14 protein-coding genes are annotated in these 18,518 nt (G+C 47.5%); 6 read left to right on the top strand and 8 right to left on the bottom strand.

Going from position 1 to position 18,518, the window contains the following annotated elements; translation table 11 throughout:
* On the bottom strand, positions 1–1,659 hold a 1,659-nt coding region (locus tag V7723_RS06085; RefSeq protein ID WP_335683551.1), incomplete at its 3' end, for a cadherin domain-containing protein.
* A 324-nt stretch (positions 1,660–1,983) separates the two neighbouring features.
* Here V7723_RS06085 and V7723_RS06080 point away from each other — a divergent pair.
* From V7723_RS06080 to V7723_RS06070, 3 genes are read left to right on the top strand one after another with little or no spacing between them, the layout of a single operon-like run.
* Entirely contained in the window at positions 1,984–3,783 is a 1,800-nt protein-coding gene (locus tag V7723_RS06080; RefSeq protein WP_335683550.1) for a peptidase domain-containing ABC transporter, read from the top strand.
* Positions 3,780–5,909: a peptidase domain-containing ABC transporter gene (locus tag V7723_RS06075; protein WP_335683549.1), complete on the top strand. Its 2,130-nt coding sequence runs from the start codon at positions 3,780–3,782 to the stop codon at positions 5,907–5,909. The genes V7723_RS06080 and V7723_RS06075 overlap by 4 nt, the downstream gene beginning before the upstream one ends.
* Positions 5,909–7,288 carry an HlyD family type I secretion periplasmic adaptor subunit gene (locus tag V7723_RS06070; RefSeq protein WP_335683548.1) on the top strand — a complete coding sequence of 460 codons (1,380 nt, stop codon included), beginning with the start codon at positions 5,909–5,911 and terminating at the stop codon, positions 7,286–7,288. Before V7723_RS06075 ends, V7723_RS06070 begins: the two co-directional genes overlap by 1 nt.
* Before the next feature lie 10 nt (positions 7,289–7,298).
* Here the strand turns inward: V7723_RS06070 and hrpB are convergent, their stop codons facing one another.
* A complete protein-coding gene (gene hrpB / locus V7723_RS06065) occupies positions 7,299–9,830 on the bottom strand; it encodes an ATP-dependent helicase HrpB (protein WP_335683547.1) in 2,532 nt (843 codons plus the stop codon).
* The gene (locus V7723_RS06060) at positions 9,827–11,953 is read right to left on the bottom strand and encodes an efflux RND transporter permease subunit (RefSeq protein ID WP_335683546.1); all 2,127 of its coding nucleotides are present in this window, start codon (positions 11,951–11,953) and stop codon (positions 9,827–9,829) included. Before V7723_RS06060 ends, hrpB begins: the two co-directional genes overlap by 4 nt.
* A gap of 88 nt (positions 11,954–12,041) precedes the next feature.
* Between V7723_RS06060 and V7723_RS06055 the strand changes: the two genes are divergently transcribed.
* Positions 12,042–12,788 carry a GNAT family N-acetyltransferase gene (locus V7723_RS06055; protein WP_335683545.1) on the top strand — a complete coding sequence of 249 codons (747 nt, stop codon included), beginning with the start codon at positions 12,042–12,044 and terminating at the stop codon, positions 12,786–12,788.
* On the opposite strand, the gene V7723_RS06050 is transcribed toward V7723_RS06055, so the two are convergent.
* Genes V7723_RS06050 through V7723_RS06030 form a run of 5 tightly spaced genes read right to left on the bottom strand, consistent with a single transcriptional unit; the run spans position 12,783 to position 16,495 of the window.
* Positions 12,783–13,271, bottom strand: a complete 489-nt coding sequence (locus V7723_RS06050) for an ureidoglycolate lyase (protein WP_335683544.1) — start codon at positions 13,269–13,271, stop codon at positions 12,783–12,785. The two genes, V7723_RS06055 and V7723_RS06050, sit on opposite strands and share 6 nt — an antisense overlap.
* A gap of 5 nt (positions 13,272–13,276) precedes the next feature.
* On the bottom strand, positions 13,277–14,281 hold the full coding sequence (gene alc / locus V7723_RS06045; protein ID WP_335683543.1) for an allantoicase: 1,005 nt from the start codon (positions 14,279–14,281) through the stop codon (positions 13,277–13,279).
* A gap of 37 nt (positions 14,282–14,318) precedes the next feature.
* Positions 14,319–14,831, bottom strand: a complete 513-nt coding sequence (gene uraD, locus V7723_RS06040; protein WP_335683542.1) for a 2-oxo-4-hydroxy-4-carboxy-5-ureidoimidazoline decarboxylase — start codon at positions 14,829–14,831, stop codon at positions 14,319–14,321.
* A 2-nt stretch (positions 14,832–14,833) separates the two neighbouring features.
* Entirely contained in the window at positions 14,834–15,751 is a 918-nt protein-coding gene (puuE, locus tag V7723_RS06035) for an allantoinase PuuE (RefSeq protein ID WP_335683541.1), read from the bottom strand.
* 12 nt (positions 15,752–15,763) lie between these two features.
* Positions 15,764–16,495 carry a GntR family transcriptional regulator gene (locus tag V7723_RS06030; RefSeq protein WP_335683540.1) on the bottom strand — a complete coding sequence of 244 codons (732 nt, stop codon included), beginning with the start codon at positions 16,493–16,495 and terminating at the stop codon, positions 15,764–15,766.
* 177 nt (positions 16,496–16,672) lie between these two features.
* Between V7723_RS06030 and uraH the strand changes: the two genes are divergently transcribed.
* Both uraH and V7723_RS06020 read left to right on the top strand, forming a co-directional pair.
* Positions 16,673–17,026 carry a hydroxyisourate hydrolase gene (uraH, locus tag V7723_RS06025; protein WP_443024196.1) on the top strand — a complete coding sequence of 118 codons (354 nt, stop codon included), beginning with the start codon at positions 16,673–16,675 and terminating at the stop codon, positions 17,024–17,026.
* A 90-nt stretch (positions 17,027–17,116) separates the two neighbouring features.
* A complete protein-coding gene (locus V7723_RS06020; RefSeq protein ID WP_335683538.1) occupies positions 17,117–18,487 on the top strand; it encodes a uracil-xanthine permease family protein in 1,371 nt (456 codons plus the stop codon).
* Positions 18,488–18,518: the final 31 nt, after the last annotated feature.

Here is an 18,518-nt window from a genome sequence, read left to right as displayed (position 1 = left end):
ATAGAGACGATCATTACCCTCACCGCCAGTAAGCTTGTCCTTACCGTCACCACCATAGAGACGATCACTACCTTCTCCGCCGGTGAGTTTATCGTTGTCCGCACCACCGTTCAGGTAATCGTTGCCGTCACCGCCGGACAAGTTATCCTTGCCAGCATCCCCGACGAGTGTGTCGTTCCCATCTCCACCTGTCAGTTTATCGTTTCCGGCACCCGCATAAAGACGGTCATTACCATCACCGCCAGATAAATTATCTTTACCGTCTCCGCCGTTCAGGTAATCATTTCCAGTGCCGCCGGACAATTTGTCGTTGCCGTCTTCTCCATACAGAATGTCATTGCCTGCGTCACCATAAAGGCTGTCATTGTCGTCACCGCCGTATAGGCGATCATTACCCTCGCCGCCAAAAAGCTTGTCTTCGGACTCGTATCCGTAGAGAGTATCGTTCCCGCCGTTACCCGACAACGTGTCGTTATCTTCACCGCCATAAAGGCGATCATTGCCATCCGTTCCGTCCAAGTTTAGGCCCGATTTTCCATCTTTAACATCATCAATGTTAATGGTAAAAATCTGCTGTGTAATTTGCGTGCCATCGTCGACATTTACAACAAGTTGATGGTTTTCTGATGTTTCATAGTCCAAAGCACTCGCCACGGAAATTTCTCCCGTTGTGCTGTCGATGGTAAATTTTCCATCCGCATCATCACCCAAACTGTAAGTAAGCGTTTGACTTTCTGGATCTATAGCCGACACAGTTCCCACGACGTCACCAACTTCAGCATCTTCTGCAATGGTCTGATCATCCATGGATACTGAATGAGCAGCTTCATCAATGTCCGCAACAGAAAGACTAAAACTCTGCTGAGTGGTATTTACACCATCGAAGACATCCACAACTACTTCATAATTATCCGTCGTCTCGAAATCCAGAGCCGTGTTTACGGTAATCTCACCAGTGTATGAATCAATTAGAAAACTGCCGCCGGCATCATCGGCCAAACTGAAAGACAGTGTTTTGCCTTCAGGATCAACTGCAGAGACCGTTCCCACGACATCCCCAATATCCGAATTCTCTGAAACTGACTGATCGTCCATAGCTAAGGAATGAGGTGCTGCATCCGTTGCATCAACTACCTGCTGTTCTTCGCGCGATAGGCCTGCAGCTTCAGAAGAAAACCCAGTTACTGAGGACGACGTTTCAGATCCTTCTGCGGCGCTTCTTTCGGACCCTGCACTCGTTTCATTTTTTTCATCATTCCCCATGCCGCGGCGGGTTTCACTATTCTGATTGTCCTCCATGGAGTCGCCTTGACGGCCTGAAGAGCTTCCATCACCGGAAGCTGACGTTCCCTCCTGATGCTGCGAATTCTGATCATCATCTGCCTGTTCGCGCGCACGGGAATTTTCATCTTTATTATCGGTATCGGACACCTGGGCGGATTTGTCGTCGTCACTGCCTTGTTCATGTTTAAGATCATGATCTTTCTTGCCGCCCGTATGGATCGCTTCGCGAGAGCGGTCATCAACAGTATTCATTTCCCGCATATCAATTCTATCGGCACGGTTGCCAAGAGGGTCTCCTTCGACCTGTCCGCTAGTCTGCGTATTGTCCAGAAGCGCCTCTTTTGCGGCTTGATCTATTGCGACATCATCACTCATTACTAAATCCACTTATCATTAAGGCCTGGGGCGGCCTGAGAAAACAGATGATTTAAACCTAATCTTCCTAAATAAACCCAACGACTTAATGTTCCTTTAATATTTAGGTAAAATTATCCGAACATCTTCAACAAAATTAAGAACTTGTTAGGGATATTGGTGTTTATTCGAACCGCAGGAATCAAGGGATTTTTGAACCAATTCCGTCTTCCGGACAATTTGTCGGTGATAAAAATAAAATATTATGAAAATTAAATATTAATACTTTTGGCTTAATTTTTACGTTTACTTCCAATTGTTGGGCGTAATTTAAATGGTGAATAAATGGCGCTTTTTCAAAGACGGCGTGTAAAGACGGCTAATCCGGAATTGGACGATAAGCCAATGCTCCGGCAAGCTAGGTTGCCAAAGCTACGTCATGGTCGTGCCGATATTATTTACGCATCCGGCGCACTGAACGTGCTGGCCCTTGCTTTACCCATCATGATTTTACAGGTCTATGATCGCATAATTCCCAATAATGCTACGGAAACTCTACTGCTTTTGGTTATTGGCGTCGGAATTGCGTTGATATTTGAGACCTGCTTTCGGTTAGCGCGGTCTTATTTGACGGCGAGAGCCGGTGCTAGTTTCGAGCATATAGCAGGTTGTCGAGCTCTACACCGTACTTTGGGAACAAATATCGTACGATTTGAAAAAGAAGCCACAGGTGTTTATTTACATCGGTTCAACGCCATAGAGAGTTTGCGCGAATTTATGTCCGGCCATAGTTTGCTGGTTTTCATAGATTTACCATTCGCTTTCATATTTTTGTTTCTCGTTGGGTTTATTGCCGGGCCTCTAATTTTTGTTCCACTGATCCTTCTCATAGTATTTTCCGTCGTTACAATTGCTGTTGGGCATGGACTGAAAAAAGCGCTAAATGACAGATCTGTTTGGGATGAAAGACGATATAATTTCCTGATAGAAGTCCTGACTGGAATACATACTGTCAAAGGTCTTGCACTAGAAGCGCAAATGGTTCGTCGTTACGAGCGACTGCAGGAAACGACGGCCAGCGTCGTCCGCACTGTCGCTTTTAAAAATAATGTCGCTCAAAGTTTAGGGACTATTTTCTCGCAGATCACGCTTGTGGCGGTCGCAGCATATGGTTCCGTTTTGGTTATAAATGAATCACTAACCATCGGTGGACTGGCCGCCTGTACTTTACTTTCGGGCCGAGCATTGCAGCCGTTGTTGCGTGCAATGGGCGTTTGGACCCATTACCAGAATATCAAACTATCTCAAGACCGGGTGAAAGCAATATTAGAGCTTCCCCAAGAAAAGAACCATATTTCTACTGAAGAGACCAATTCATTTGCAGCAATGCCAATGCCAGTTGCGCAAACAGGTTCGCAAATAACTCTAGAAGATGTCTCCTTTGGTTATGGCGGAAACACGTCCCCTTTGTTTGAAAATGTGAGCGCAACTTTTACTGCAGGAGAAACAACCGCTGTTTCCGGTGCCAATGGATCCGGCAAGACTACTCTGCTGTGGCTAATGTTAGGTCTAATAAACCCCCAATCCGGCCGCGTTTTGTTAAACGGCGTTGATATCTCAAAAGCAGACCCAAACAAGGTTCGTCAACATATCGCCTACCTGCCACAAACTGGTATTGTTTTTCACGGCACGATTATGGAGAACCTTACCATGTTTCGCCGGGGGCAGATTGTCGATGAAGCAATCAAGCAATGTAATATTCTGGGGCTAGATTCAGTTATAAAACGATTGCCGAAAGGCTACGATACCGTCATCGGTGATGGCGCGATGGACAGTCTCCCTGGCGGTGTCCGTCAAAGAATTGCCATCGCCAGAGCTATCGTCACCAGGCCTGAAGTTATTTTATTCGACGAAGCCAATACGTCACTCGATATGGCCGGGGACGAAATCCTCAAAAATGCTCTGCTTCAAATGAAAGATCAAAGTACCATAATTCTAGTCAGCCATCGCCCATCGCTCCTAAAAATTAGCGACAGTGGATACAAGATACAAGATCGAAATGTTGTGCCGACACCTATTGAAAACCTTACCAGGTTCCGGCCGGTTCCGGCAGCACCTAAATTAGAAATGGTTTCCGGACAATGACGTTTCTTTCTCCTGCCAGCGATGCCTCCGGCAGAATGAACTGGGGCCGTGAAACACAGTATGCCGCGTGCATTTCACCTTTGCTAGAAGCCCTTGGCTGGCGCGGTGATGCAGCGCAAGTTATTGAAGCTATGCCGCATTTTTCCTCGACCATGGACCTGATGGATTTCAGAAGCTCGTTAGCAAATCTCAATTTCGAAAGCAAGCCGACGAAATCGACCCTATCTTCGCTCGATGGTCGATTGATGCCCTGCCTTTTCGATAGAAAAAACGGGTCCGTCCTAGTTCTATTTTCTACGAATAAGAATGGTATTCAAGCTTTTGATTCCGCCACACAAGAGAATATCGATATCTCGAAAGAAGAGGCTGAAGGTGTCCAGGGCACAGCTTTTTTCTTTCGACCTATCGATCAGGAGAAAATTGGCCAATGGAGTACGGGGAAAGATTGGTTTCAAAGCGTTCTCGCGCGATTTATGCCGCTGATCCGTCGCATCCTGATGATGACATTTTTGCTTAATCTATTAGCCCTCGCGACACCTCTTTTCATAATGGCTGTTTATGATTTAGTAATTGGATCTGGATCTTTTGATACGTTGAATTATCTTCTGGTTGGGGTCGGCCTAGCCTTGCTTTGTGATACCGGCCTACGCTTTATGCGCGGAACAATGTTGGCCTATATCGGCGCGCGTCTTGATTACATCATTGGCAGCGCTGTACTGCAAAAAATACTGTCCCTCCCTACGGCACAAACTGAGCGAACGTCTCTGGGATCAAAAATGGCACGGTTCAGAGAATTCGACATGATCCGCGAGTTCTTTATTGGCCCAATGGCAATCGCATTTCTGGAGCTTCCTTTTATATTCGTTTTCTTGATCGCTATTGGCCTTTTGGGAGGAAGCCTCGTACTCGTTCCAATTGCCATGTTATTAGTGTACGCCTTGATAGGATTTGGTCTCTTTCCGGCCATCCAGCGCAGAGTTACTCAAAATATTGCAAGTACAGCCTCTAAAAGCTCTTTCATAACGGAAAGCTTAAACAGTATGCGGGTTATTAAGCAATTGGGAGCAGAGGAAGTCTGGCTGGATCGTTACCGAGATATATCTTCCGTTAACGCTCGCTCAAATATGAGAAACAGCATGGTCGCCGCAAGTGCACAAACCTTTGCCCATGTTCTAATGGTGACATCCGGTGTCTTAACTTTAGCGCTGGGTATCTCACGCGTCTTTGAAGGATCGATGAGTGTCGGAGCACTCGTGGCGACCATGGCCCTTGTTTGGCGGCTTCTTGCCCCAACACAAACCTTGTTTCTCGCTTTTACGAAGCTTCAGCAAGTTGGGATTAGTGTGAAACGCCTTAATCAACTTTTCACAATGCCTAGCGAACGTAATCCGTATACATCGTCCGCCCTAAAAGAGTTTGATGGTGCGATTTCTTTCTCCAGAGTAAGTTTTCGTTATTCCGCCGATCAAGATCCCGCTGTAATGGGCATCGATTTAAAAATAAATCCTGGTGAAGTAGTCGCATTTGCTGGTGGAAACAGCTCCGGTAAATCTACTTTGGTAAAACTATTACTGGGCATGTATCAGCCGCAAGTCGGCGGCATCACGATTGACGGCATCGATATCAGGCAAATTGATCCACTGGATTTACGTAGATCAATTGGTTATATGCCGCAAAATTGTGAACTTTTCCACGGAACCATCCGCCAAAACCTTTTACTCGCCAACAGTGCCGCAACGGAAGAACAGGTTGTTGAAGCTTGCGAATGGGCAAACCTTGCGGAAGATATTAATGCACTTCCAGATCAGTACGACACCCGTATCGGCGATCAGATCCTGCGACAACTTCCAGCCGGGTTTCAGCAACGGCTCATTATGGCAAGGGCATTTATGACAGACGCCAAGATAATGATATTTGATGAGCCCGGAAACATGCTGGATGACGAGGGTGATCAGGCCTTTTTGGATGCGATTGAACGCATGCGCGGCAAGGCCACCATTATTATTGTTACCCATCGCCCAAGCCACATGCGGGCGGCGGATAAAGTTGTGTTGTTAAAACAAGGAATGGTACGGGCAGTAGAACCAGCCTCGACTATAATTCCTAAAATTATTGAAGGTGCGTAATGGCAAAACCATCAGATAACGAAGGCACTGAGCCCATCGAACAAGCGGCAGAAAAACTCGTGCTGAACAAGGGTAAACCTTTTAGCAATCGTCTTGGGTTGTCCATCATGCTCGAAGAAACCGGCCCAACACCATTTCTGCGCGCGGCCATGCTATTTGGCTTCGCCATTGTTGTCGCTTTTGTCATTTGGGCAAATTTTGCGGATATTGATGAAGTTGCCGTTGCGTCTGGTAAAGTCGTCCCTTCAGGTGCCGTGCAAATACTGCAACATATCGATGGCGGCACCATTAGCAACATAGCCGTCACCGAAGGGGAAATTGTCGAAAAAGGCCAGGTTATAGTGCGTCTGGATCCCACCGACTTACTCGCCGAAAAAAGTCAGATCACCACTCAACTCGTTATCCTAAAAATGAAAATTTCTCGCCTTGTTGCATTCACAAACAATGAGCCATTGGAATATTCGTTAGACAATGATCGATACCTGCCGTTCTTAAAAGAACAGCAAGCACTTTTAGAAGCCCAACGACTTGACCTCAAGAACCAGGTTGCAATTTTGCGGACGCAAGTAGAGCAACGCAAATCCGAAAAAGCTCTACTGAAAACACAGCAGATTGTCCTGGCAAATCAGGTAGCGCCGCTTGAAGAACAGTTAAACATTCGCCGGCGCCTATTAAAAACCAGCACATTAAGTCGGTTTGACTACTTGGAATCTGAGCGTTTATACCTCAAAGAGAAAGGTAGTTTACAGGAACTGGCGTTAAAATCTCGATCCGTTGATCAATCTATTTCTGAGGCAAGAAGCCGCCTTTCGGAAGTTGTAGATCATGCAAAACGCGAGGCGCTGGATAAACTGGCCGTAATAAATGCCGAAGCGGCCGAAATGGAAGAAAAACTTAACAAAATTATTAGCAAGCTTAGACGGTTGGATATTTTTGCGCCCGTAGACGGTGTCATTCAGGGGCTTGACATAAAGTCCATTGGTTCGGTCATCGCGCCCGGTAGTACTATCGTCACAGTTGTGCCTGTCGGGCAAGAACTGGTTCTGGAGGTTCAAATCCGTCCTGAGGATATCGGACATCTTGATATTGGTCAGCGCGCAACCGTAAAATTTGTTACCTATAATTACTCCAGGTACGGCTCTGTAGAGGGTGAACTAAACCATATTTCTGCTACGACTTTTCAGGATGAACAAGGTGAGAACTATTACAAAGGCAAAGTCAAACTTGCTCAATCCTATGTCGGAGAAGATCCAAATCGGAATTTAATTCTTCCAGGAATGACCGCGACAGCGGACATTCATTCTGGAAAGAAAACTGTGTTGGAATATCTTCTTAAGCCCATACATACAACCTTAGGACAGTCATTCCGCGAAAGGTGATTTTTCAAAATCAATCTCGCTTACGCTTTTTGACACGACTGGTCGCTTCTGCTTGAAGTGGGTCGTCCGGCCAATAATGTTTGGGATAGCGACCTTTCATATCTTTTTTAACGTCAATGTAGGTTGTCCGCCAAAAACTCTCCAAATCCGAAGTGACTTGTAGGGGGCGGCGGGCGGGCGACAGTAAATGAACAGTGACAGCTACGTTGCCTTTCGCAATTTTTGGTACTTCTCTAAGGCCAAAGATTTCTTGCAATCTAACGGACAGTACAGGAATCTGAGGATTAGAGTAATCCAGACTAATATTGGATCCGCTGGGAACCTTGATCGATGACGGCGCAAATACCTTCAGTCGTGCCTCTAACTCATATCCAATTTTGTTCTTTAAAATGCTTGCAAGATCTAACGATTTCAGATGTGTTAAGCTCGTCAATCCAGCAAGATACGGCAAAAGCCACTCTTCCAGATGCAGGGTAAGGCCTTCGCTGGAAAAATCTGGCCAATTTTCATCTGGCTCATGATATCTAGCAAATGCGACGCGGTCGGCAAGCGATTTTGTCGCTTCGTCCCAAGGAAGAATTTGCACCCCCTTATTGCGAATTACTGATACAAGTGCGGCGGAAATTTCTTCATCCGAAGCGTCTGTAAGCCGAGTACTTTCCATGACCAGCGCCCCAAAATACGTCTCGCGTACCGCTTCTATTCGCCGACGTTTTTCGTTCCAAAATACCCGACGTCGTGTTTCAAATTCTGCTTTGAAAGCGGATTCGATATCAGAATATGATAATGCCGCCGCTAAATATACCCGAGCGTCACTGCCCTTGCCATCCACATCTGCTGCAACCAGATAAGGCTCACCCAATAGTTTGTCGTTTGCGTCAAGCTTGGCTCCCCTGCCGCCGGATAAACGATAGTTCAATTGGCTATTATTTCGCAACTCCCCAATACGATCTGGATAGCCAAACGCGAGTAACATTCCGGCTTGATTTACGTCATATCTTCCTTCTTGTTGCTTCAAACGGCGCATCAAATCCGCGCTAGAACGATTTATCTGTCGCAAGGCCATATCATTAACATCTCGACGAGGAGCTGCTTTCTGTTGGCGTTGGCGATAAAGCAAATTCAATCTATCTTTTATATCTGAGCTTGGTGCCTCCCGATCCCGGCGCAAGATGTCTCGTTCCGACAAAAGGCTCGCAATATCACAGGCTAATTTAGAAGCAGAATATTCTGACGACTTTATAATCATCCTTGCCAAGCGCGGATGTAAGGGCAATTTAATAATTTGCTTGCCGAGTGTTGTTATCTTTTTTTGCTTATCAAGTGCACCAAGACTGACAAGCAATTCCTCCGATTGTGCCATTGGACCTGCTGGTGGAATTGTCATCCACGGGAGTTCTTCAACGTCCTGGACGCCCCAATTTGCAAGCTCAAGCACCAATGAACATAAATCGGTCGTCATGATTTCCGGTGGCGAATGCTCTACCAGGCTGCGATCTTCAGCCGCAGTCCATAATCGATAACAAATGCCGGCGGCCTGCCGTCCACACCGCCCGCGACGCTGGTCTGCCGATGATCGGGAAATTCTTTTTGTTTCCAGTCGGCTCATTCCGGAATTCGGATCAAAAATTGGTGACCGTGCAAGGCCCGCGTCGATAACAATCTTAACGCCTTCGATGGTCAAACTAGTCTCAGCTATATCGGTTGCCAATACTATTTTTCTACTTCCAGCCGCTGACGGTCGGAGAGCAAGGTCCTGATCTTTCTGACTGAGGTTTCCGTATAACGGCAAAACTGACACACCGTTTTCCTTATTGGAAGAAGCAACAAGCGATTGAACCCGATTAATTTCCCCCGCGCCGGGTAAAAAAACGAGAATGTCCCCTTTTTCTTGCCTTAGAGCCAGATCGATGGCTCGCACCACTTTTGTTTCTACACGATCTTTCGTGGGCTTCTCCAAAAAGCGTGTTTTAATTGGGAATTGACGCCCCTTGCTAGAAATCACGGGTGCATTTCCGAGAAGAGCTGACAATTTTTCTGTTTCCAGTGTCGCGGACATGATCAATATTCTCAGATCTTCGCGTAACACCTCCTGTATCTGCCGAGACAAGGCCAGCCCTAAATCAGTCTGCAGGCTCCGTTCATGAAATTCATCAAAGATCAGTATGCCAATATCGGACAATTCCGGATCTGCCTGCAATCGACGCGTAAGGACACCTTCCGTCACGACTTCAATGCACGTTTTCGTGCTTACTTTGCTGTCAAGCCGAATGCGGTAGCCCACCGTTTCGCCGACGTCCTCACCTATCATGCTTGCCATTCGTTGGGCTGCCATCCGGGCCGCCAACCGTCGCGGCTCTAGCATGACAATTTTTTTTCCGGGCTCCAACTGTTCTTGCAGTAGATAAAGTGGGGCAAGTGTTGTTTTTCCAGCGCCGGGGTCCGCCTGTAAAATAGCAATGTTATTGATTAAAAGTGCGTTAGAAATCTCTTCCAGCACCCCACCAATTGGAAGTTCAGAATTTAGGAAAACGTCGTTCATTTGCGGCGACCAATCTTCATAAAAAATTGGCCCAACACAGGAAATAGACTAATGGTCGCGCAGCCCGCAAATAAGGCTCCAATGACAATCGCTCCACCAAACCGTGCCGTTGGCGGGAAACCAGAATAGGCGAAAATTACAAATCCGATCGCTATTATGCCTGTTGAAGCCAAGACCCCCGGTGTTTGTTCCTTCAATGCCGCAGACCAAGCTTCACGGGCTTTCATCATCGATAAGCGCTGTCTAATTGCTATTGCCAAATGTATGAGAGCATCGACAGCAATTCCAAAACAGACGTTAGCTGCTGGGGCCGAGATAATGTCAACCGGAACTCGCAACCACCCCCATCCTCCCAAAATTGTTAATGGAATCAATGCCGCGGTCGCACCCAATGCGATAGTCAATGCCAAGTTGCGCGTAACAATAAACGCTATTCCAACAAACAAGGCGAGCAGGGCAAGGATGCCGGAGCTCAGACTGCTGGCAACGAGATCGGAAAGGCGGCCTTGCAAAACATACACGCCCCCCGACAAGCTGGTATCAAAACCAGCGTTATCAACAATTTCCTGCAACTCAGCCGTGACCACATTTCGATCCTGAAGTCTTCCTCCCTCTTTCATTCTTAAGATATAAAGCGCTTGGCTTCTATCCTTAGTCAAAAAACTCTCCGCTATCCTCTGGTTAAAATCAGAAGACAAGAGGCTTATTATTTCACGCCAAGGCAAAATGAATGCGAGGGGATGGTCATTGGCTTCCGCCATCAAAGCTGGCAGAGAAATGACGGTGCCCACATCCTTATGGGCAAGCAATGCATTGTGCAATTTCCACATCGCATCATAACTGGCTTCGCTATCAAGGCTTTCTCCGGTTTTCAATCGCACGACGAGCGACATCGGGCTGCTCCCGCCATTGGCGTCAATGAAGGTAAGGCCTTCGTGGAGATCATTCCCTTCGTCAAAATACGAAAACAAACTCGGATCCGTATTCAATCGCATTAATCCGGGAACAGAAAAAATTGCCACAACCAAAAGCAAAAATGCCGCAGATATACGGAGCCAATATGTCACTTTCGACTGACTTATGACCAAGCGCTTTTTATTCTTATTCGCGGCTTTACGGGTCGCGAACAATAGGAAGGCCGGATAAAGTAGAAAACTGCATAGCAGCGCTGATAATGCACCAACTATCCCACCCTCACCAAGTTGTCTAAGAGGTTCCGCCGCCACAAAGAGCAGGGTAGAAAATCCCAGCAAAGTCGTGATTGTGCACCATAGAGACGCCTTGAGTGTTTTCGAAACAGCCTGTCTGACTGCTTCCGTTTTTGTTCCGTTATGTATCTGGCGCCAATTAGACGTCAGATAAATCAACTGCGACTGAACCAACACAAATATAATAATAGCCAGGTTAGCCGTAAGAATTCCCATAGCTTGACCCATCAATTGCAGCACAATTAGGGTAAGAAACACAGCAGTAATACCGCTAACCGCTGCTCCGAGAGCGATCATCGGCGATCGGAAAACAAGTAACAGAACAACAGTAAAAATGGCCAAGGCGGAAGAGCTGAAGATCTTTATATCCTGCACCAGGCTTCGCCTGATCTGATCTACAATGTATGGCATTCCAGATAACCGAATCTGGAAACTACCCTCCGTATCAAAAAGCCGGGCTACGGCTTCTACTTCAGAAACAAGACTTCCAGGTGTTGGATTTTCGACGAAGGCAATTATCAGCGTCGCTTCCTCTCCTTTGCTGATAAGAAGGGGGCGCCAAAAAGGGCTATCCCTCGCCTCCTCGACACTTCCTGGTCCATCGGCAATACTTACCAGTCGAGAAATACCGTCAATCTTTTTAATATCCGCAGCCAGAATGGTTAAGTTCGCGAGGTATTTTGCCGAACCAATATCATCGCTGGCGACGCTCACAATCAAAAACTCGTCTGAAGGAAAAATAGAGCGTATCTTTTCTGACTGCGCCAGATCTGGATCGTTTGATCCAAAAAAGAAATCCGGGGTTACCTGCGGCCGCAAATCAACGAAGCCCAAGAAAACGGCAAAAATCAAGGTAACTACGCACAGACATCCGGCCAACAGCCGTGTCTCCAAAGACGAAAAACAAGAGCCCATATGCAGGTCAATTCTCCTGTGGCACAATGCCATTGATTATTGTTTGCTCCGCAGCGAATTCAAGAACAAAAGGATTATATCGCGCCTCATGTCAGCAATTATATCTGAAATCGAAGCACATGCACGTGCGGCGCTGCCTGCGCTAGATACCGAATTCTATGATGGTTGGCAATTACGCTTTGCCAATGGTCATACGCGTCGGGCAAATTCTGTGAATTTTATTCATCGGAGCTCGCTGCCGTTGGATAAGAAAATATCCCATTGTGAAACCGCCTTTGAACAAAATAACCAACCCTGTCATTTTCGGCTGACACCGCTGGCCGATAGTAGCCTGGATGCTTTGCTTTCCTCTAGCGGGTATTCACTTTCAGATCCAACGAATGTTTTAATCCAGCCTCTTAAGGAAATTACGTTTAGCAGACGAAACGCTGACGTTGTCATTGAGAAAGGTATATCAATCGAGGGCATTGACGCCATTGCCAGGCTTACAGGCTTGTCGCCAAAATCTCGTATAATTTTCAGGAAAATGCTTGAGCGGACTGAGTACAATTTGCTCTTGGCGATGGTAAAGAGCGAAGACAAAATTGTAGCTTGCGGACTAGGTGCCCTATCCAATACCTATTTGGGACTTTTCGAATTCGCAACTGATCCGGAATTTCGGCGGCGGGGGTATGCTGCAGCAATGGTCCATGAATTATTTGAAGAAGCCGTCAAAGTCGGTGCTGGCACCGCCTATTTGCAGGCCGTTCAATCGAATGTCGTCGGCACAAATTTTTGGAATAAAATGGGTTTTAAGAATTGCCTGTACAGCTATCACTATCGTAGCAAGCTATAGCCCTATCCAGATTTCCGGCTCGTCGAAAAAATACTCATCACAATTTGGTCCTTCGCCGCCGCGGTCAATAACGAGAAAGTCGCTGATCGCATCAAGGGCGAGAACCGGATGATGCCAAGTCCCTGCATGATAATTAATCCCTTGGTCTCCCCGCGCAGAGAAAATCTTCACATCTTTGACCGATACGGCCTCCCCTTTAGGCGCAACCGCAACTAAATATGGGCGATTATTGAGTGGGACAAATGCCTGGCTCCCCACTGGATGCCGCTCGACCATTCTCATGTTGAGAGGGTAATCCAAAGGCGTCGCCCGAAATATATTGACCAGCGTCCTAGCTCCTGCATCCAATTGTATTTCAGCAAGATCATGAAAACGTTGTGTCGAGCCATTATTTATCGGAAAAAAATCGGATCCAGCCGTTTCGATCACATCTCCAAATGGGCCGAAGGCTTCTTTGGTAAGCGGTTCAATGGATAGCTTCATGTTTTCTACCTCGAAATTTTACCAAACAGACGCAGTCGACTGACGCCGCCATCAGGAATAATATTCAACCGCACATGACTTATGGGGCCTATATCCTGAATTTCGGAATTGAATTTATGAATGTTATCCATGGAGAGTTTTTGTTCCGGCAAAAGTGTTTTCCAAAACATACTTTGTGTGACCAGTGACTCATCGGTTCCGGCAGTTACCATCGCGGCCTGAATAGAACAACTATCCGGAAAGTTACCTTTAAAATGAGCGGTATCCACTTCGATGCTCGAAATGATACCTGGATGGCCGAGGGAAACAATGGCCCAATCGTTACCAGGCTCCCGGCGCCGGCGTGTTTCCCAGCCGTCGCCCATATCCACACCGCGCCCCGGTGCAAGGATATTGGAGGGCGATCCGAAATGCTGGTCGCTAGCGACAATCCCGCGCCCCCCATTTACGAGCGCCGCAAGATCGATGACTTCATTCGCATCCCGACTTTCCCAATTACATTGCACCTGACCATAAACACGTAACCGGGCAACGCCACCGTCTGGATAAATATTCAGTCGCAGATGGCTCCAGGTGCCTTCGTTTTCTATTCCAACAAGATGATGACTATTTCCCTGTAGCGTAAACGAGCCAACAACTTCCGTCCAAACGGTTGCCGCATTTGGCTCACCGTCTACAAAACAAGCATCGATTGAGGCTGCCGGAGGGAAATTTCCCGTGAAATGACTGGTATCAATATTGACGCCATGAAGAATTCCCGGAAGAGCCAGTCGAATAATACAATGATCATACCCTTCCCCGCGCTTGCGGCGGCTTTCCCATCCATCCATCCATTTCCCATTGTCGTCGTATTTTCCTTCTATGAAGACGGGATCGGCGGGATCAATTAAGCGCGACTTATCCGCAAAAAAGTCATCAGTCGCGTAGGTTACTTCAGCTCCCAGCCGAGGCGATGCCAAATTCGTATATTTTGTCACAAACTCGGCGGAACCAGTGGATACCAGTGTCATGTAATTCTCCATCCGCACGGTTTGTGCGCCTATGTTACTAAAGTTCCAACAGTCGAAAGCGGGCTATCTTGTCTATTTCCAGCAATGCTGTCTTAAATTCCTTATCCGGATTGTTACCAATCCGCGCTGCAAACCCGGCCATGATTTCATGTCGGTTACTATTCTTGACGGCTTTAATGAACGGAAAACCAAACTTTTCTTTGTACGCTTCATTATAGGCTTGAAATTTCTCGAATTCGCTCGATGTGCACTCTCCAAGCCCAGCGCCGGATTGTTCCGTTGTTGAGGCAGCCGTCAATTCACCGCGAACTGCCGCTTTTCCGGCCAGATCCGGATGGGCGTTGATAAGCTTCATCTTGGTATCATTATCAGCGCTTTCAACTACCTTTGCCATACAAACTGCCAACGTTTCAATGACGTCATGTGTGGGCGCAATGCCAGCGCGCCATATCGCTTCCGCAACCCAGGGGGAATGTTCATAAACACCGCCAAAGGTCTCGATGAAAGTTTCCTTATCCATGGAGCTTGGGCGTTTCTTAAACTCACCCATAACTATTGAGTTCCTGTTTGAACTGGATGGTGGTCATGCCAATGCCGCGCTATTTCAAGTCGACGGCAAAACCAAACTTTATCATGGCTTTTGACGTACTCCAAAAACCGCTTCAAGGCGGCAATGCGCCCCGGGCGACCAACCAGCCGGCAATGCAAACCGACGGACATCATTTTCGGCGTATCGGCTCCTTCTTCATACAGCGTGTCAAAACTATCTTTCAGGTATGCGAAGTACTGATCGCCACTATTAAAACCCTGCAATGAAGCAAATCTCATATCGTTTACATCAAGTGTGTAAGGTATGATCAACTGATCTCGACCCGCCTCTTGTATCCAGTACGGTAGATCATCATCATAAGCATCGGCATCATATAAAAAGCCCCCCTCTTCTGCGACCAGCCGCCTCGTATTTGGACTGGTTCTTCCCGTATACCAACCAAGAGGTCGCTCTCCAGTCAATTCTCCTATGATGTCGATTGCCTTTCTCATGTGGTCGCGCTCAACGGCTTCGGGTACATACTGATAATTAATCCAGCGATAACCATGGCTGCAGATTTCATGACCAGCGTCAACGAAGGCCCTCGCGACATCGGGATGCCGCTCCAGCGCCATCGCAATGCCAAAGATAGTGAGCGGAATGTCGAATTTCTCAAATAAGCGCAGAAGACGCCAAACGCCCGCGCGACTCCCATATTCGTAGATTGATTCCACGCTGATATGACGCACACCTTCGAGCGCCTGTGCCCCGACGATCTCTGACAGAAATGCTTCGGAAGCCTCATCACCATGCAAGATGCAGTTCTCTCCACCCTCTTCATAATTCAACACGAATTGGAGGGCCACTCGCGCATTTCCCGGCCATTTGGGGTCAGGAGGGTTGGCGCCATATCCAATCAAGTCACGCGGATAATCCGTCATTAATACAGATCCTTAATTTTCTGAGGCTTTGGAAAAAACGGCATATAGATCACTTTTCGGCTCGCCACCGTTTAGATTGAGTTGATCCTCGCATGCCTGAAGATGTTCCAGCATTAAAGCTGCCGCCCGGTCTTCGTCCCGTGCGTCAATCGCGTCAATAATTTCTGAATGCTCGTCACAACTACACGCCGACAAATTCCCTTTCTGATACTGCACGATAATGAGGGAATTTCGAGAGACCAGCTCTTTAACATAGGCCGACAAAGTCTGGTTTCCGGCAATATCCGCTAACTTCAAGTGAAAGTCTCCGGACTGACGGATCCAGGTTTTATGATTACCTCTATCTAGACTCTCTTGTTCTTGGGAAACCATTTCGCGTAAATCATTTATCTCGGTATCTGTATGCTTGTTCACAGCCAGGCGAACTACACCTTCTTCAATTAGACGTCGTGCCTGAAGAACCTCACGTGCTTCTTCATGCGAAGGCTCTGCAACAAAGGCGCCTCGATTTGGCTGGATCTGGACAATCCGCTCATGGGCCAGCTGTTGAAGGACAATCCTGATGATACTTCGACTGACGCCAAATATTTCTCCCAGCGTATCTTCCGACAACTTGGTGCCGGGTGCCAGACGCTGTTCCAGTATGGCCGTCAGCATTTCCTCATATATACGAACATTCTGGGCGGCTTTGCGAAGTGGCCGTTTATCGGACTCCAAAGCGGTTATTGGGGCACTACTGCTCATTTTGTTTTTCAATTCCCTCGTCATTTCCCAACTGTTATACAATAAAAAATATAATTGTACACACTTTATCCAATAATATTGTTCACAAAAATAATAAAAAATGTAGACAATAAATTACTCCTCGTGCTAGGAGTCAGAATGTCCCATACTATTTTGGGTCAAGTTGTGGGGAGCAACATGGGGAAACTGACGACGCATATTCTGGACACGGCAGCTGGAAAACCAGGGCAAGGCATCAGGATTGATTTGTTCGCCGTCAAGGCGGATGTTCATGTACATCTCAAAACAGTAGTAACCAATGACGATGGCCGATGTGACTCGCCGTTACTAGAGGGCAAGGAATTATTAGTTGGCAAATATGAATTGGTTTTTCATGCTGGGGAGTATTTTGACCGTCAAGGAACACCCGTGACAACGCCCCGCTTTCTGAACGATATCGTCTTGAGATTTGGTGTCTCGAACGCGGCGGAGCACTACCATGTGCCGCTTCTCGTTTCGCCTTACAGCTATTCGACATATCGTGGGAGCTAGAACGGCGCACGAGCAAAACTAAAACAGGGTGGATGCTGGCTTAATCGGAATAATTCGAAGGGCCGATGCTTTCAACAAGGGGACAGACACATGAGTGAGATTTCATCAAACGCGTCCGCGGCAGGATCAGGATCAACAAATGTTCGCGATCCAAATCATATGCCACCGATCGGACAGGCAATCCCCCTTGGCATTCAACATGTCTTGGCTATGTTTGCCGGAAATATCACGGTTCCCCTTATTATTGCCAACGCGGCAGGATTAGCAGGTGCCGACACCGTTTTCCTGATTCAGATGTCAATGCTTGTCGCCGGATTGGCGACGTTGCTGCAAACCATTGGCATCGGTCCTATTGGCGCCCGCCTTCCCATCATGCAAGGAACGAGTTTTGCCTTTCTCCCGGTTCTTATCCCTGTTGCTAAAGCAGCGGGCGGATTGGCCGCGTTACCAATTATATTTGCCGCGACATTCGTCGGCGGGATTTTTCATTTCCTAATCGGAACCGTGATCGGACGGTTCCGCGGAATTCTTCCGCCTCTGGTCACAGGTCTCGTGGTTATGACCATCGGTCTTGCACTAATTCCGGTTGGCGTTGAATACATGGGCGGCGGTAAATTTGCAAAATTCGTCACCAAGGATTTCGGCGCCTGGTATCATCTGTTCCTTGGATGCCTTGTCATCGTCAGTATTCTGGCTGCCAAGTTTCTGACAAAAGGGATTGCTTCAGCATCCGCCATTCTTATTGGTTTGGTAATTGGGTATCTGGTGGCCATTCCTATGGGTATGGTCAATGCTGAGAAAATCACCAATGCCGCCTGGTTCTCCATCCCCGAACCTTTGAAGTACGGCTTTGATTTCACCAGCGATCTCGCCATGACGGCAATTATTGGGATGTGCTTGATGGCAATTGTCTCAGCGATCGAAACTGTCGGTGATATATCAGGTATCACCAAAGGTGGCGCCGGCCGCGAACCAACCGCCAAGGAAATCTCCGGCGGAACAATGGCCGATGGTCTTGGTACAGCGCTCGGTGCCGTCTTTGGATCCATGCCCAACACCTCCTATAGCCAGAATGTCGGGCTGATTTCCTTTACCGGTGTGATGAGCAGACATGTGGTTACAATCGGCGCCGTATTCCTGATCCTTGCGGCCTTTTTCCCTAAAATCGGCGCTATCGTCGCTGCCATGCCAAATGCTGTTCTCGGCGGGGCTGCTGTCGTCATGTTCGGTATGATTGCTGGCGCCGGTCTCAAACTGCTGAGCGACGTTGATATGGATCGCCGGAACATGGTGATTATTGCCCTGTCTCTTGGCGTTGGGCTTGGCCTGAAAGCCGAACCTGGCGTGGTTGCTGCATTACCTGGCTGGGCGACGATGCTATTAACATCAGGTTTGTTTCCAGCCGCTTTTCTGGCCATTTTCCTGAACCTGATCCTGCCAAAACACATTGATGAAGTGTAGGAATACGATAAACGAGAACTTTGTTTTTAGC

The organism is Sneathiella sp. (assembly GCF_036960985.1).
GTDB lineage: Bacteria > Pseudomonadota > Alphaproteobacteria > Sneathiellales > Sneathiellaceae > Sneathiella.
Note: the sequence above shows the minus strand (reverse complement) of the source record. Positions and strands in the feature narration are given on the sequence as shown.